The sequence below is a fragment of the Clostridium saudiense genome (assembly GCF_000577815.1).
Lineage (GTDB): Bacteria > Bacillota > Clostridia > Clostridiales > Clostridiaceae > Clostridium > Clostridium saudiense.
The window spans coordinates 113,840-129,656 of record NZ_CBYM010000003.1 but is presented as its reverse complement, the minus strand read 5'-3'; the positions used below and the strand labels follow the sequence as shown (position 1 = coordinate 129,656).

At 27.2% G+C, this 15,817-nt stretch carries 21 protein-coding genes; 11 read left to right on the top strand and 10 right to left on the bottom strand.

What is annotated here, in order from left to right; genetic code table 11:
• Positions 1–32: 32 nt before the first annotated feature.
• The 3 genes from TY07_RS02910 to TY07_RS02900 all read right to left on the bottom strand — a co-directional run bounded on the left by TY07_RS02910 (position 33) and on the right by TY07_RS02900 (position 1,879).
• Entirely contained in the window at positions 33–242 is a 210-nt protein-coding gene (locus tag TY07_RS02910) for a cold-shock protein (RefSeq protein ID WP_042395066.1), read from the bottom strand.
• A 56-nt stretch (positions 243–298) separates the two neighbouring features.
• Positions 299–1,036, bottom strand: coding sequence for a tRNA 2-thiocytidine biosynthesis TtcA family protein (locus tag TY07_RS02905; RefSeq protein WP_042395217.1), 738 nt, complete (start codon positions 1,034–1,036; stop codon positions 299–301).
• 150 nt (positions 1,037–1,186) lie between these two features.
• Positions 1,187–1,879 (bottom strand): Crp/Fnr family transcriptional regulator, encoded by a 693-nt coding sequence (locus tag TY07_RS02900; RefSeq protein ID WP_042395063.1) that lies wholly within the window; start codon positions 1,877–1,879, stop codon positions 1,187–1,189.
• 154 nt (positions 1,880–2,033) lie between these two features.
• Between TY07_RS02900 and TY07_RS02895 the strand changes: the two genes are divergently transcribed.
• Complete coding sequence (locus TY07_RS02895) at positions 2,034–2,456, top strand: DMT family transporter (protein WP_042395061.1); 423 nt, start codon at positions 2,034–2,036, stop codon at positions 2,454–2,456.
• 15 nt (positions 2,457–2,471) lie between these two features.
• Positions 2,472–2,948 (top strand): DMT family transporter, encoded by a 477-nt coding sequence (locus TY07_RS02890; RefSeq protein WP_042395055.1) that lies wholly within the window; start codon positions 2,472–2,474, stop codon positions 2,946–2,948.
• A gap of 202 nt (positions 2,949–3,150) precedes the next feature.
• Here the strand turns inward: TY07_RS02890 and TY07_RS02885 are convergent, their stop codons facing one another.
• The 3 genes from TY07_RS02885 to TY07_RS02875 are packed head-to-tail and all read right to left on the bottom strand — an operon-like array spanning position 3,151 to position 5,976.
• The gene (locus TY07_RS02885) at positions 3,151–4,296 is read right to left on the bottom strand and encodes a VanZ family protein (protein WP_042395054.1); all 1,146 of its coding nucleotides are present in this window, start codon (positions 4,294–4,296) and stop codon (positions 3,151–3,153) included.
• Between the two features lie 43 nt (positions 4,297–4,339).
• Entirely contained in the window at positions 4,340–5,644 is a 1,305-nt protein-coding gene (locus TY07_RS02880; protein ID WP_042395051.1) for an FtsW/RodA/SpoVE family cell cycle protein, read from the bottom strand.
• Entirely contained in the window at positions 5,632–5,976 is a 345-nt protein-coding gene (locus tag TY07_RS02875; protein WP_042395048.1) for a PadR family transcriptional regulator, read from the bottom strand. Before TY07_RS02875 ends, TY07_RS02880 begins: the two co-directional genes overlap by 13 nt.
• A gap of 205 nt (positions 5,977–6,181) precedes the next feature.
• Here TY07_RS02875 and TY07_RS02870 point away from each other — a divergent pair, with 205 nt between their 5' ends.
• Both TY07_RS02870 and TY07_RS02865 read left to right on the top strand, forming a co-directional pair.
• Positions 6,182–6,940, top strand: a complete 759-nt coding sequence (locus TY07_RS02870; protein WP_242833223.1) for a DeoR/GlpR family DNA-binding transcription regulator — start codon at positions 6,182–6,184, stop codon at positions 6,938–6,940.
• A gap of 24 nt (positions 6,941–6,964) precedes the next feature.
• The gene (locus TY07_RS02865; RefSeq protein WP_042395044.1) at positions 6,965–7,747 is read left to right on the top strand and encodes an HAD family hydrolase; all 783 of its coding nucleotides are present in this window, start codon (positions 6,965–6,967) and stop codon (positions 7,745–7,747) included.
• A gap of 63 nt (positions 7,748–7,810) precedes the next feature.
• On the opposite strand, the gene TY07_RS02860 is transcribed toward TY07_RS02865, so the two are convergent.
• The 4 genes from TY07_RS02860 to TY07_RS18275 form a co-directional block, all read right to left on the bottom strand.
• Positions 7,811–8,389: a manganese catalase family protein gene (locus tag TY07_RS02860; protein ID WP_042395041.1), complete on the bottom strand. Its 579-nt coding sequence runs from the start codon at positions 8,387–8,389 to the stop codon at positions 7,811–7,813.
• A gap of 4 nt (positions 8,390–8,393) precedes the next feature.
• Complete coding sequence (locus tag TY07_RS02855; RefSeq protein WP_042395039.1) at positions 8,394–8,657, bottom strand: spore coat protein CotJB; 264 nt, start codon at positions 8,655–8,657, stop codon at positions 8,394–8,396.
• Positions 8,650–8,928, bottom strand: a complete 279-nt coding sequence (locus TY07_RS17780) for a spore coat associated protein CotJA (RefSeq protein WP_042395037.1) — start codon at positions 8,926–8,928, stop codon at positions 8,650–8,652. The genes TY07_RS02855 and TY07_RS17780 overlap by 8 nt, the downstream gene beginning before the upstream one ends.
• A 79-nt stretch (positions 8,929–9,007) precedes the next feature.
• A complete protein-coding gene (locus TY07_RS18275) occupies positions 9,008–9,163 on the bottom strand; it encodes a hypothetical protein (protein ID WP_172676182.1) in 156 nt (51 codons plus the stop codon).
• Positions 9,164–9,409: 246 nt separating this feature from the next.
• Between TY07_RS18275 and gltS the strand changes: the two genes are divergently transcribed.
• The 7 genes from gltS to TY07_RS02815 all read left to right on the top strand — a co-directional run bounded on the left by gltS (position 9,410) and on the right by TY07_RS02815 (position 15,748).
• The gene (gene gltS, locus TY07_RS02845) at positions 9,410–10,606 is read left to right on the top strand and encodes a sodium/glutamate symporter (protein WP_042395033.1); all 1,197 of its coding nucleotides are present in this window, start codon (positions 9,410–9,412) and stop codon (positions 10,604–10,606) included.
• 78 nt (positions 10,607–10,684) lie between these two features.
• A complete protein-coding gene (gene pepV, locus TY07_RS02840; RefSeq protein WP_078061280.1) occupies positions 10,685–12,088 on the top strand; it encodes a dipeptidase PepV in 1,404 nt (467 codons plus the stop codon).
• Between the two features lie 31 nt (positions 12,089–12,119).
• The gene (gene pepT, locus TY07_RS02835; RefSeq protein WP_042395028.1) at positions 12,120–13,334 is read left to right on the top strand and encodes a peptidase T; all 1,215 of its coding nucleotides are present in this window, start codon (positions 12,120–12,122) and stop codon (positions 13,332–13,334) included.
• Between the two features lie 166 nt (positions 13,335–13,500).
• On the top strand, positions 13,501–13,998 hold the full coding sequence (locus tag TY07_RS02830) for a DNA topology modulation protein (RefSeq protein WP_042395025.1): 498 nt from the start codon (positions 13,501–13,503) through the stop codon (positions 13,996–13,998).
• 269 nt (positions 13,999–14,267) lie between these two features.
• Positions 14,268–14,651: an ArsR/SmtB family transcription factor gene (locus tag TY07_RS02825; protein WP_042395022.1), complete on the top strand. Its 384-nt coding sequence runs from the start codon at positions 14,268–14,270 to the stop codon at positions 14,649–14,651.
• Between the two features lie 2 nt (positions 14,652–14,653).
• The gene (locus TY07_RS02820; RefSeq protein WP_042395020.1) at positions 14,654–15,034 is read left to right on the top strand and encodes a NifB/NifX family molybdenum-iron cluster-binding protein; all 381 of its coding nucleotides are present in this window, start codon (positions 14,654–14,656) and stop codon (positions 15,032–15,034) included.
• 159 nt (positions 15,035–15,193) lie between these two features.
• The gene (locus TY07_RS02815; RefSeq protein ID WP_042395017.1) at positions 15,194–15,748 is read left to right on the top strand and encodes a metal-dependent hydrolase; all 555 of its coding nucleotides are present in this window, start codon (positions 15,194–15,196) and stop codon (positions 15,746–15,748) included.
• Positions 15,749–15,817: the final 69 nt, after the last annotated feature.

Genomic DNA, 15,817 nt, shown 5'->3' with positions numbered 1-15,817 from the left:
TGGTAGAGATTTATAAAATCTCTACCATTTTTTTATAATTTATGAACATTTATAGCCATAGGTCCTTTTTCACCATCTGCAATTGAAAATGACACGTTTTCTCCTTCGTGTAATCCACTATCAGGGCCATTTTCTTTTAATTGAGAATGATGAACAAATATATCATTTCCATTATTAGCAGATATAAATCCATAACCTTTTTCAGAATTAAACCATTTTACGACACCAGTATAACTTGACATATAATCGCTCCTTAATCTATAAGTAATCGAAGATAGTTTATGTAAAAGTAAAAACTTTATTCTTTAGAATTGATTTTAGCTATTTCATTTTTATCCCATATAAAAAGTTGTTCTGAATTGTTAAGTGCAGAAAATAATTTTTCTTTAAAATTAGGAAATGTATTATTTAAATCTTTAATTAATTCTTTCATATCCTGTCTTTTTGTATGTCCATCAGCAGGACATGGATTTTTTATAATAGGATAATTATAAGTTTTAACAGCACGTTTAATCATATATTCATCTATATATACCATTGGTCTAATAATAGTAACATCAAATTTTTCCATATATGATTTTGGAGAAAAACAGTTAATTCGCCCTTCATAGAACATTGTCATTGCAAATGTTTCAACAGCATCATCTTTGTGATGGCCTAAGGCAACTTTAGTACAACCAAGATCTTGTGCAGTACCATTTAATGCACCACGTCTTAGTTTTGCACATAAAGAGCAAGGGTTCTTTTCATTTCTTATATCGAATACTATTTTTGCAATATCTGTTTGAACTTCGTAAAATGGAACTTCTAAATTCTTACATAATTCATGAAGAGGTCCATTATCAACTCCACCAGGATTTAATGTTATTGCAATAAGCTCAAATTTTACTGGAGAAAATTTTTGATAATTTTTTAAGATATGAAGAAGTGTTACACTATCTTTCCCTCCAGATAATCCTACTGCAATTTTATCATTTTCTTCTATCATATTAAAATCATTTATAGCTTGACGAGTTTTACTTAATAATTTTTGCATCATGTTTTTTGCCTCCGAAATTTAATACTTAGATATTTTAACAAAGCATTACTTTTTATACAAATAAATTTAAAGGTGTAATAGGAAAACTGGATTTCCTTAGGTTTAGGATTAACTAGCCTTATCAAATTAATATTTAAAACTTTTTAGTTAATATTTATAAATATCTTGAGCTAACATTGTTAACTTTTCTAAATTTAAAATTTTAATTATATTTTTATTTTTTTCTATGATTTTTAAGTCAGAAAAATTTCTAATAACTCTATTTAAATGGCGATAACTGGAGCCTAAAAGTTCAGCTAAATTATTAATACCATCTATATCAACTAATATTTCACCAGAATTATTCGAGTATATAGATGAAACTAAATAGCTTGCAAAGCGATTTTCAATTTTAGAAAGCATGTTAATGCTCATATAACTTGAATTTTGCCTAAGTTTTTTTTGTAGGGAAGAGATTATAAATCTTAAAAATATTGGATCATTATAACCGTATTCTTTTATCATATTTATAGGTAACGCTAAGCAAATACACGGTTCTAAAGCTTGAACATTACAGTCAGCATAAGGATTTTCAATAAGTTCAATATCACCTATAACAGAAAGAGGAGTGTTAAAGCATATGAGTAACGATTTGCCACTTGAAAGCAAAGTAGTTACTTTATACTTTCCTTTTACTAAAAAATACATATAAGATAATTTATCATTTAGTAAACAAAGAAATTCATTTTTATTAAATGTATGTATTTCTAAAGAGTTTAGTAAATTTTTATTTAAGTAGGAGTATAAAGAGTATTTATTAACATAATAAATAAGTAGCTCATTGTTAGTTATTTTTTTCATAGATTCTCCTTTAAGCATAGACAAAATAATACATATTATTTATTAAATTTATATAAAAGAGTATACTATTAAAAACAAAATAGGACAAATGTCCTATTTTGTTTTTATATCTATTTGATAAGATGTTTCTAGAAATTTAACTGGAGGATTTTAAATGTATAATATTTTAGCGTTAGTCATTGGAGCACTTATTTCTGTCATGATTTCTTTTAATAGTGGATTAGAAGGTTATGTTGGAAGTACATATTCTGTAGTAATTATTCATGCAGTTGGTTTAATTGCAATACTTATAGTTGCTGCAATTAAGAAAGAAAAAATAGTAATAAAGGAAGCTATACCATTTTATTTATTTTTAGGTGGAATTTTTGGAGTTATGCTTACATTAGTTAACATAATTACAATAGGAGGTATAGGTGTTGCTTTAACTACAGCACTTGCGGTATTTGGACAATTAGTATTTTCATCCTTAGTAGACCATTTTGGATTATTTGGTTTAACTAAATATGAATTTAATCCTAAAAAACTTGTAGGTTTTTTTATAGTTTTAGTTGGACTAGTTATTATGACAGTGGCATAAGGGAGGAAAAGTAGTATGTTGATGATTTTATTAGCTGTATTTGGTGGGGTATTAACTACACTATCAATGATAGTGAGTTCTACACTTGGAAAGAAGATTGGATTAATTCAAAGTACAATAATTCATTATATAGGTGGACTTATTGGAGGAGTTTTTATTTTAATAGGTATGGGTAGTACCTCAGCACCATCTATTCTAGATATGAGTAAAATGCCATTATATATTTTCTTCGGCGGAATTATGGGAGTAATAGTTGTTTATACTTCTAATATAGTAATACCAAAAATTCCTGTTGTGTATAGTACATTATTAATGTTTTCTGGACAAATGTTATGTGCAATTGTTATTGATGCAATTGTCATGGGAGACTTTTCATGGCAAAAACTTTTAGGTGCAATAATAGTTGTGTTAGGAATTTTTTATAATTCAAAAGTTGATGAAAAAGAGGCAAACAAGCTTAAGGAAAAAACAGATAAGCTTAAAGAAGCTTAGTATTAAAAAAAGAGGAGGAGATAATTTTTTGATTTGTATAAAAATTATTTCTTCCTCTTTTTTACTTAATGATATTATCAGATAAAGTACAAATGTATTTAAAGATATTCAAACGGCCAATATAATCATTTTAAATTTATAATAAATGGTCTACTATATTCAATAGATAAAAATCAACTGTTGGAAATATATCATCTTTATCTTAAGCAAATTTCATGTTTGAGCATTCATTTCCATCTTTATTATAAAACTTAATTTCTAAGTCGGTACATTCTTCACCACTAAAAAAGTTATAGAAATCAGTAAGATTATCTGCTTTTTCAAAGTTAGGAAATGGTACTATAAAATAAGAGTTTTCTATTAAATTTTCTAGATATTTTACACCCTTAAAATTGATCTCAATAATATGAGCATCTTTATTTTTTCCAAATACAACTCCTGAAATAAGTTTATCTTCATTTAATGTCATAATAGAATAATCACCATTTTTAATTTCAAAGCTAGTATTAAATTTTCCATAATACCATCTATTATTTAAAATGCGTTTAATATTTCTTAACTCTATAAATTCATTATCATCAGATAGGAAAAATTTATAGTTTTCAAAATCTCTTGATATTCTATAATCTTCAACTCTAGTATTTCCAAGGACTTCAATTGCTAATTTATCATCTGAAGAATTATCAGCAATAGTTTCATTATATAATAATCCAAAAGATAAAAGTGCAAAGAGTAAAATCATTGTTGCTATGGGGTTAATAGTTTTTAGGATTAAATTACCATCAAAGTGGCTATTTAGACTTTTAATAAAATCTCCAATTTTAGTATTTTTAAATAATATATAAACCATATTAAATATTATAAATCCTAAAATAGTTCCCAATGTATTAAAAATAATATCATCTATATCAGTGAAATTATAAGGCGTAAAAAGTTGAAGAACTTCTATAGTTAAAGAAGCTGTAAATCCATATAATATAATTTTACTTAATTTATTCTTTTTATTGAAAAGTAGTGGTATTCCAAATCCTAGTGGTATAAATAATAATATATTACCTATGACATTGTAAAGTGCTATGTGTATATCTGCAAAGTCATTATTAAACATTCTTATTGTTTCTATAAATGGAATGTAATTGATATAAAACCTAGTATCAAAATCTAGCATTAGTTCTCCATATTTAAACATTGTTAAATTAACTAATATTAAAAAATAAATGAAAAATAAGTTTATAAATACTTCTCTAATTTTATTTATAGGCTTGTTTTTTATATAAAATTTAATTCTAAATATTACCCAAATTAGAGTAAATAAAATAACTGAAAAGATAAATGAAATACCTATCATAGTGTTGTCCCCTTTTTATCATAAAGTTTTAGTTTATCTAAAGTTAATTTGTAAATGTTGAAGAAACATTTCTAAATTTGTAAACATTATTAATTATAGAAATAGCAAGTACATTTATAATTAATTGACTTCCACCATAGCTTATAAATGGCATGTTTATTCCTAATATAGGAGAAAGAGAAAAATTAGCTAAAATATTTAATATAAATTGAACTGCAAATAATGAGCAAAGTCCACTTACTAATAATTTTCCATAGGTATTTTTAGTATTACTAGAAATAAGCCCAATTCTTATAATAAAAGATAAAACTAATGCTATAACAAGTATTCCAACAATCCATCCAAAAGAAAATATTATTGATGTAAGTGCAAACTCCATATTAGCATCAGGAAGGATAGAAATATTAATATTAGAATTATTACCTAATAATTCAGCAGAATTTCTTAATGTGTTTAATTGATTATAAATCCAACCTTGGCCATCTATATCTTTTGCAGGATTTAAAAATATAAAAAATCTTTCAATTCTATAGGCTGTTTTAAAGATACATAACAAGAATATAGAAACCAATGAAGCAGAAATAATAATTAAATATTTTAATTTAAAACCTGATAAATGCATAATTGTAAAAACTGCAATTAAGTATATTATTATTGTAGATAATGATTGTAAATATATAAATAGTATTACTGGAATGAATGATAAAGTAAGACCTTCAAATAATGATTTTTTATTATTCCAATTGTAATTATCAAATATTCCAGCAAGAGAAATTATTAATAAAATAGGGGTAACTGCTAAAGTGTCAAGAGAAAAAGCACCTATAATTAAGTAACGTTTCATACCATATACAGGCATAGAAAAAGCTAATGTAATCAAAAGTAAAACAATACTACATATATAAAAGGTAAGAGAGTATTTTTTGAGTTTTCTATAGTCTACTTTTAAAATACATAATGATAATACAATTGACATCCCTAAAAAGACCAATAGTTTACTAAAATAATTTATATAATAAGCATCATTAGAAGTATTTGATTGAATAAAAGCTGTAGTTAAAAATCCAAAGAATATTAATCCTGTTGTAATTATTAAAAGAAGCCAATCAGAATTTGATTTATGAGCTTTATTTAAGTCATGGCCAATAATTTCAGCATTACCCATTTGTATTAAAGCCTTATCTATTGCTTTATCTTCAGGAATACCTATTTCTAAATAATCTTCAATAGTATCATTTATATGACATAATAATTCTGCTCTAATTTCAGCATGAACTTTTTTGTTTTTTACTAAACTACATACTTCATTGATATAATTAATAATTTTACTATTTTCTATTTTAGACATAAACTTCCCTCCCATAAAACACTATTTACAGTTTCACTAAATAATTTCCACTCAGATTCTTTTTCTAGAAGAAGTTTTTTGCCGTTATCAGTTATTTTATAATACTTTCTTTTTCTTCCACTATTAGAATCATCCCAATAAGATTCAATATAATTTGCATTTTCTAAATTATGAAGTATTGGATAAAGAGTTCCTTCTTTAAATGAAAAAATACCTTTAGAACGTAAATCTATTTCTTTAATCATTTCATAACCGTACATATCTTTACGATTAAGGATACTTAAGATCAATACTGTTGTACTTCCTTTTAATAGTTCTTTGTTAATTTTCATACTCTCACCACCATACATTGGAATTCGATACATCGTATATCTATGTATTATTTTATTGGAATATTGAGGAAAAGTAAAGAGAGAAATAAATTCTTGAAATTTTAAATTAAAAGGTATATCATATAAATGAGAATAAATGATAATAAACAAAAATAAATGATATTTAAAATTATATATAAAGAAATGAGGGTATTTATATATGTTTATGGAAGAAAGGTTAGAGAAAATATTAGAAATAATTCAAGATAAAAAAAAGGTATTAGTAAAAGATTTAAGTGAAAAATTTAATGTATCAGAAAGTATGATACGTAAGGATTTACAAAGGCTTGAAAAGGAAGGGAAAATAAAGAGAACTTATGGTGGAGCAATACTAGAAAGAGGTAGGGCTTACAATGAAAATACTACATCAAGGGTATTTGTTAATATTGAAGGGAAAGAACATATAGCTAAAGTAGTTTGTGATATTTTAGAGGAAGAGGATGTAATATTCTTAGATATATCAAGTACTAATTTAACAATTGCATCAATGATAAGAAATACAACTAAAAATATAACAGTAATAACAAATATGAATAGAATCTTAATGGAGTTTGATTATTCACCTAATATTGAAGTTATTTCAGTTGGAGGAACGTTTAATAAAAGGTTAGGGGGAACAGTAGGAGCTTATACTGTGGAGCAAATAAAACATTTTAATATAGATAAAGCTTTTGTAGGTGCTGGTGGAGTTAATATTGAAGAGAACTTTTTAAGTAACTTTAATTTTGATGAATCAATTGTTAAAAAGGAAATATTAAAAAATAGTAAGAAAAATTATATTGTTATGGATGATGAAAAATTTTATAAAGATGGAGCTCACAAATTTGGAACATTAGAAGATGTAGATTATATAATTACAGATAAAGCTCCAGATGATACAGTAAAAGTAGAATTAGACAAATATGATGTAAAAGTAATATATTAAATAAGTAATATGGGGAGAGTAGTTATGATTAAATTAATAGCAACAGATATGGATGGAACATTGTTAAATTCTAAAAATGAAATACAAGATGGATTTTATGAAGTTTTTAATAAATTAGAAGAAAAGGGAATAATATTTGCAGCTGCAAGTGGAAGACAATACTATAATCTTTTAAAAAGATTTGAAGGTATTGAAGATAAAATGATGTTTATAGCTGAAAATGGTACATTTGTGGTTTATAAAGGAAAAGAACTTGTAGTTAATGCATTAGATTTAAATCTTGCAAGAGAACTAATCAAAGTAGGGAGAAATATAAAAGATTCATATGTAATACTTTGTGGTAAAAAATCAGCTTATATTGAAAGTGATGATAAAAGATTAATTGAGCAAACAGAAAAATATTATGAAAGATATGAAATAGTATCAGATTTAACTAAAATTGAAGATGATATATTAAAGGTTACTATTTGTGATTTTGCAGGCTCAGAAAATAATAGTAATAAGTATTATGATGATTTTAGGGATAAAGCTCAAATTGCAGTATCAGGGGAAATATGGCTTGATATAACTGCAAAAGGTATTAATAAGGGGGTTGCAATAGAAGAAGTTCAAGACTTATTAAATATAAAGCATGAAGAAACAATGGTATTTGGTGATTACTTAAATGATTTAGAAATGATGAGTAGTGCTTATCATAGTTATGCAATGGAAAATGCTCATGATGATTTAAAAAAGGTAGCAAGATTTAGAGCAAAAAGTAATGATGAAAGTGGAGTTGTACATGCTATAAAAGAAATATTAAATTAATATATAGTAAAAGCAGAGTTATTTTGATTAATGATAATTCAAAAAAAACTCTGCTTTATTTTATTATTTACAATTCAAATTACTAGGTTTAACGTTATCTTGTACGTTTCTTAATGCTTCACCAAATCTTTGATAATGGACTACTTCTCTTTCTCTTAAGAATCCTAAAATCTTTTTAATTTCAGCATCATCTGTTAAGTTTAATAGCCATTCATAAGTTGCTCTAGCTTTTTGTTCAGCAGCCATATCTTCATGTAAATCAGCAATTACATCACCTTTGGCTTGAATATAAGTTGCAGTCCAAGGGTTACCGGTAGCATCAGTATAAAAAAGAGCTTTACCGTGGTCAGCATAGTGACCTGCTAAACCAGCAGCTTTAATTTCATCTATTGATGCATTGCTCATTAGTTGATATACCATGGTTCCAAGTATTTCTACATGGGCCATTTCTTCTGTTCCTATGTCAGTTAATAGACCTTTTGATTTGTTTGTTGGCATTGTATATCTTTGGTTCAAATATCTAAGTGCAGCTCCTAATTCTCCATCAGGACCACCATATTGAGTTATTAAAAGTTTTGCCATATTTAAATCAGAACATTTTAAATTAACAGGATATTCTAATGTTTTTACATAGTACCACATAAACTTACTCCTCCTTATTACTTTCTTTTTCCCAAGGCCAAGGACTGTCAATCCATGCATCAGGGTTTTGAATATAAGAGGAGCCAAAGTTAGTTAAAGGACCATAATCTTGTTCATAATCCCAAATTAATTTTCTTAGCTTAGAGGAAATTACTTTATAATCATCAGTTGCATTTTTACAATTAGGAAAGTTATCTAAATATAGATTTAAATCTAATGCAAAAAATTGTAGCTTTCTAATTGCGTTTAAACATTCATGTTTATTCATGTCCTTCCTCCTTAGAATACTTAATTGCACAATAAGGACTATAAAGATCCTTAAATATTGTTCCAGCATCAAAAGCTGAGTTTAAATCAAATAAGTTTTGATAGGGTTGTAGAACAATGCATGCTTTAGCATAAGTCATAGGAGAAAAAACTTTAAATGATTCATAGCAGTTTTTTTTGGTATCAGCACAAGCAATGTTACAAGCAACATCAGATGTATTGTTTATGCAATCATTGCAGTTTATACATTTATCTATTCTTTGATAGTACATAATAGTGTATCCCTTCGTAAAAATTATCTACAATACACTTTATGTATAAACAAAAAAAATGTGAGGACAAATTGTCGAATTAAATTATTTTACTTTCTTTATGGCCACAATAATCACACTTAAAATAAATCTTTCCATGAACCTTATTATCATAAGCGTATTCATATTCATGCATGGATTCACCACAAACAGGGCAAATAAGTGTTAATTTTTTATTTGAAATATTTTTTTTCATAAATCTTACTCCTTATACAAAGTAGTGTACTCATCTGATTTCATATGAAGATGAGTTTCCTTTAATTATCATACAACTATTTATAATATTCAAGAATAAAGAATAAAATATAAAAAGTAGATAAAAAAGTATATAATTTAACAAAACATTACTTTATTTGCAAAAAAATAAAAAAGGTGTAAAATAGAAAAATACAATGGGAAGTAATTAACAAACGATAAAATTTAATAAGAAATGAGGGATAAAATGGAGCTTAAATTTAATATCTTTGAAACTATGGCACTAGTAACAGTAGTATATTATTTAGGAAAATTTCTAAGAACTAAAATAAAGTTTCTATCAAAGTATTGTATACCAGCTCCTGTTGTTGGAGGACTTGTTTTTGCAATAGTAATGCTAATATTAAAGCTAACTAATATTGCAACTATAATGTTAGATACAACATTACAAAATTTATTTATGACGGCTTTTTTTGCTAGCGTTGGTTTTACAGCAAGCTTTAAAGTTTTAAAAAGTGGTGGAATTAAGGTAGCTATGTTTTTAGGATTAGCAATACTTTTAGTAATTTCTCAAGATATAGTAGGGGCAAGCCTTGCAAAATTATTTGATTTGAATCCACTTTTAGGATTATGTACAGGTTCAATATCTATGATTGGTGGGCATGGGACTGCAGGATCATTTGGACCTTTGTTAGAGGAAATGGGAGTAAGTGGTGCTACTACAGTTTCATTTGCTTCAGCAACATTTGGATTAGTTATGGGGAGTTTTATTGGAGGATTTGTAGCTAAAGGGTTAATTGATAACTACAAATTAAAGACACCAAAAGAATCACATGATAAATCTATTCCATTAAGTGATTTTCATGAAGATAATCAGGCAGTTCTTTGTCAAAAAAGACTTATGAAGGGATCTGCATTTCTTTTTCTATCAATGGGAATTGGTTCTGTGATTTCAGGATTTATTCAAGATACAGGGTTAACATTTCCTTCTTATATAGGAGCTATGATTGCAGCTGCCGTAATAAGAAACTTCTGTGATATAAGAAAAATAGAAATAGAAGAAAAAGAAATAGAAGTAATAGGAAATATAAGTTTAGGATATTTTTTATGTATAGCTTTAATGGGATTAAAGTTATGGGAATTATTTGATTTAGCATTACCATTGGTAGTAATGTTAATAGCTCAATCTGTACTTATGGCTGTATTTGCATATTTCATTACATTTAAGATAATGGGTAGGGATTATGATGCTGCAGTATTTGCATCAGCAAGCTGTGGATTTGGAATGGGAGCAACTCCTAATGCAGTGGCTAATATGGATGCATTAAGTACAAAGTTTGGATTTGCACCAACACCATATTTCGTTGTACCTATAGTAGGTGCATTGTTTGTAGACTTTGTTAATTCAGCAGTAATAACGTTGTTTGTAAATATACTTAGCTAGTAATAAATTAGTCTTTGTCAGTTGTAGCATGTATTGTTATAATATAGTAATAACATAATTGAAAAGTAGGTGACTATGATGTATAAAAAACAAATAGAAGAATATTTTAACTTGCATAAAGACGAAATGCTAGAAGATATATGCAAGATAATAAGAATAAAAAGTGATAGACAAGAGCCGAAAGAAGGAGTGCCTTTTGGTGAAGGTGTAGTAAAGGTTTTAAAGGAAGCATTAGATATTGCAAGTAACATGGGATTTGCAACTAATAATTATGATAATTATGTTGGAACAGTAGATTTTAATGATAAAGAAAAGGCATTAGATATTTTAGCACATCTTGATGTAGTTCCAGCTGGAGATGAATGGACAGTTACAGAGCCTTATGAACCTATTATAAAAGATGGAAAATTGTATGGAAGAGGTTCTGCAGATGATAAGGGGCCAGCAATAGTAGCATTATATGCATTAAAGGCAGTTAAAGATTTAAATATACCATTAAATAAAAATGTTAGACTTATATTAGGAACTGATGAAGAATGCGGAAGTTCTGATATCGAGTATTATTATAAAATAGAAAAAGAAGCACCTATGACTTTTTCACCAGATGCTGACTTTCCAGTTATTAATGTTGAAAAAGGTGGATTAAAAGCTAACTTTATCGCTGATTTTAAGGAAGATAGAACACTTCCTAGAATTATATCAGTAAATTCAGGGGTTAAGGTAAATGTTATTCCAGATAAGGCAATAGCAGTAATTGAAGGAATAGAGAAGAATGAAGTAGAGAAATATTGTGATACAGTAACAAATAAAATTGGAGTAAAATTTACTGTTAATGAAGAAAATAATAAATGTATCATTGAAGCAAAAGGAAAAGGGGCCCATGCAGCTTATCCAGAAGGTGGTAACAATGCGTTAACTGGAATTTTAACATTATTATCTTCAATGCCATTTGCTGATAGTGAAGGATTTGAAAAATTATGTGGAATTAATAAATTATTACCACATGGTGACTATAAAGGTGAAGCTATTGGAGTAAAGATGGCTGATGAAGTTTCAGGAGAATTAACTTTATCATTTACTATTTTTGAGTATACTACTACAGGATTAAAAGGAACTTTTGATTGTAGAGCACCTCTATGTGCAAATGATGAAAATCTAAGAGATGTAGTTGCTAAAAATTTAAATAATATTGGAGTAATTTTGGAACCATGCAATGTATTTGAAGGACATTATGTAGATGAAAACTCTGATTTTGTTCAAACATTATTAAGATGTTACGAAATGTATAGTGGGAAAAAAGGTGAATGTATAGCAATTGGTGGGGGGACTTATGTCCATCACATAAAAAATGGTGTTGCATTTGGATGCACAATGCCTGGAACTGATAATAATATGCATGGAAATGATGAATTTGCAGTTATAGATGAGCTTATACTTAGCGCTAAAATATTTACACAAGCAATAATAGAATTATGTAAATAATATAATAATTTATATAGAGGGAGATAAAAATATGCAAGCCTATGAAAGATTAATAAAATACGCAAAAATATATACAACGTCTGATCCTAAATCAGAAACTACACCATCAACTAAAAGACAATTTGATTTAGCTAATATTTTAGTTGAAGAAATGAAGGAAATAGGAATTCAAGAAGTTAGAGTAGATGAAAATTGTTATGTTTATGGAATTATTCCTGCAACTAAAGGCTATGAAGATAAATATAGTATAGGATTAATAGCTCATATGGATACTGCACCAGCAGCACCAGGAGAAAATGTAAATCCACAATTAGTTGAAAATTATAATGGAGAAGATTTAACTCTTTTAAATGGAACTGTTTTATCAGTAGAAAAATTTCCGCATTTGAAGAATTTAAAAGGAAGAACTTTAATTACAACAGATGGTAACACTCTTCTAGGGGCTGATGATAAGGCGGGTATAGCAGAAATATTAACAGCTTGTGAAAGAATAATAAAAGAAAATATTCCACATGGAAAGATATGTATTGGCTTTACACCAGATGAAGAAATAGGAAGAGGAGCTAATAAATTTGATGTAAAGAATTTTGGAGCGCAATTTGCTTATACAATGGATGGTGGAGTTGAAGGTGAAATTTCTTATGAAAACTTTAATGCATCAGCAGCTACAGTAGAAATACATGGGGTTTCAGTTCATCCAGGATCAGCAAAGAATACAATGATTAACGCAACAAATGTAGGTATTGAGTTTGATAGAATGTTACCTCAAGGTGAAAAGCCAGAACATACTGAAGGGTATGAAGGATTCTATTATTTAGAAAGCTTTAGAGGAAATACAGATCATGCTGTATTAGGATATATATTAAGAGATCATGATGCTTGTAAGCTTGAATCTAAGAAAGCTACATTAAAGTTAGTTGAAAAGCTATTAAATGAAAAATATGGAGAAGGCACTGTTAAATTGACAATTACTGATCAATATAAGAATATGGCTGAACATGTTAAGCCTTGTATGCATTTAATTGATAATGCAATAGCTGCAATGAAGAGTTTAAATGTTACTCCTGTAATTGAACCTATAAGAGGAGGAACTGATGGAGCAACTCTTAGCTATATGGGATTACCTTGTCCTAATCTAGGAACTGGTGGATATGCATTCCATGGTGAATATGAGCATATTACTGTAGAGGGTATGGAAATTGCAACTAATATAATAATTGAAATATTAAAGAAGTATGCACAATAATTTTATATAAAACTTACATTAGATAAGCAGAGTGAATATCATGACTCTGCTTATTTTTTAATATTATGCATATATATTTCAAAAAATATGAATTAAAACTTTAAAATATAAAAAGTATTTATTTTATTAGAAGGAAATTTATTTTTGAGAAATAGGGGTGGAGAGTGTGGATAAAATTATTGTGATAGGATGTGGTGGAGCAGGGAAATCAACATTTTCCAGGAAATTATCTAATAAATTAGATATACCAGTATATAATTTAGATAAGTTGTTTTGGAATAAAGGCTGGATTGAAACTCCGCAGAAAGAATTTAATAAAAAAATTAAAGAAGTAATAAGCAAAGATAAATGGATAATAGATGGTAATTATATTAAAACAATTGACATAAGGGCAAAAGATGCAGATACTATAATATTTATTAATATGCCAACGTATATTTGTCTTTATAGAATTTTCAAGAGACGATTTATGTATAGAGGAAAAAGCAGACCAGATATGGCTGATGGTTGTCCAGAGGGAATTGATATAGAATTTTTTAAATGGGTATTGAGTTATAACAAAAAAATTAGACCAGAAATACTTAAAAAATTAAGTTTATATAAAGAAAAAAATATTGTAGTTTTAAATGGGAGAAAAGAAGTAAAAAAATTTTTAGAAGGATAAGTACTTTGTTTATAATATATTTTTTTAAAACTTAATACCAGAGAGATTAAATTAGTTTATGAATAGAAGGGAATAAATAATGTTCTATAATTATTTGGATAAAAAAGGATTTAAAGGCAGAAGGAAAAGATAGAATTTGAGAGGCAATTAAACTAAATAATAAAATTTAATAAGTTTTAAGGAAAAACAAGTAAATTTAGCGTTTGAGAAAACTAATTAAGAGTATTAATATTTAATTAAGTAATTACTTAATTAAATTAGAGGTGCTTATGAACGAGAAGATTAAGATATTTAAAGCTATAGGCGATGAAACAAGAGTAAAAATTCTGATTTTATTATCAAATAGAAATATTTGTGCAAAGGGAATTGCTAAGCATTTAGAAATTTCTGAAGCTGCAGTATCTCAGCATATTAAGATTTTAAAAGAAGCTAATATAATAATTGCATATAAACAAGGATACTATGTTATGTATGAATTAAATGAGAAAGTATTAGAAGAAGCTATAGGTTTTATAAATCTTCTTATTCATAAAAATACTGATTTAATTTCAAATGAGTACAATTTTAATATTGAAGAGGCAAATACTGCTAGGTGTAAGCGTGGGTGCAAATCCATGAAGGGTTGTTGTAAAAACAAAATTAAGGAGGAGTAAAAATGAAAGTATGTTTTCCAGTTAACTCTAACGAAGGATTAAATAGTATGCCATATAATCACTTTGGAAGTGCTCCAGAATTTGTTGTATGGGACGGGGAAAGTAATGTAGTTAAATCAATTAGTAATGGTGATTTAGGGCATGAACATGGAAAGTGTAATCCTATTAAAGCATTATCAGGAGAGGTAGTTGATGCTGTAGTTGTAGGAGGAATAGGAAAAGGGGCAATTATTAAGTTAAATTCAATGGGAATAAAAGTATATAAAGCTATTGAAGGAACAATATCAGATAATATTAATTCACTTAAGAATGGTGTATTAAAAGAATTTGATAGCACTCATACATGTAATCATGATGGATGTTCTCATCATGGTAACAATTAAATATATAATGAAAGGGCATCATTAATTTGATGCTTTTTTTATACATAAATATTTAGATTGGTAAATAGAGGAATGGCAAGAACATACTTTCACTTTGAGTAAATTTGTAGTAAAATTAAATGATGCGATAGTATATTTTGTACAAAGGATGGAAAATTAATGAGTGGAAAAGAACATATGATTGTAGGGACTACTGCAACAGCAACAATGGGAGTTGGTTTCTTAATAACAAAAACATTTGATAGTGTAATTTATTTAATACCATTAATAATAGGAGGGTTTATAGGTTCATATATGCCAGATATAGATTCTCATAATTCAAAAGTAAGACAGGTATTTAATAAAATATTAACCTTTTTAATAATAGCAATATTTATAGGATATATGTTAGGAATTATGCTAAATGTAAATGATATTATTCTATTTTTACAAAGTAATTTTAGTAATTATTTTGGAGCTATTATGTTTTGTATAGTAACAATACTAGGGAAATTATCACCGCATAGAATGTTTACTCATAAATGGTTGGGAACATTTCTATTCTGTGGTTGCGTTTACTTTATAGGAAATATTTATTTAACATTGGGCTTTACAATGGGATATATATTACATATAGTTTGTGATAGGTTTTCACCAAGAGGAAAAAATCTAAAGTTTTTTGAATTCAAGCTACCTTGTAGGAATTCAAAAAATAAAACTACAATTGTGTGGTAAAAATAAAGTTTGATTACCAACAATTATATATGCCTATTTAATAATAAGAAAATTATTGATACAATTATA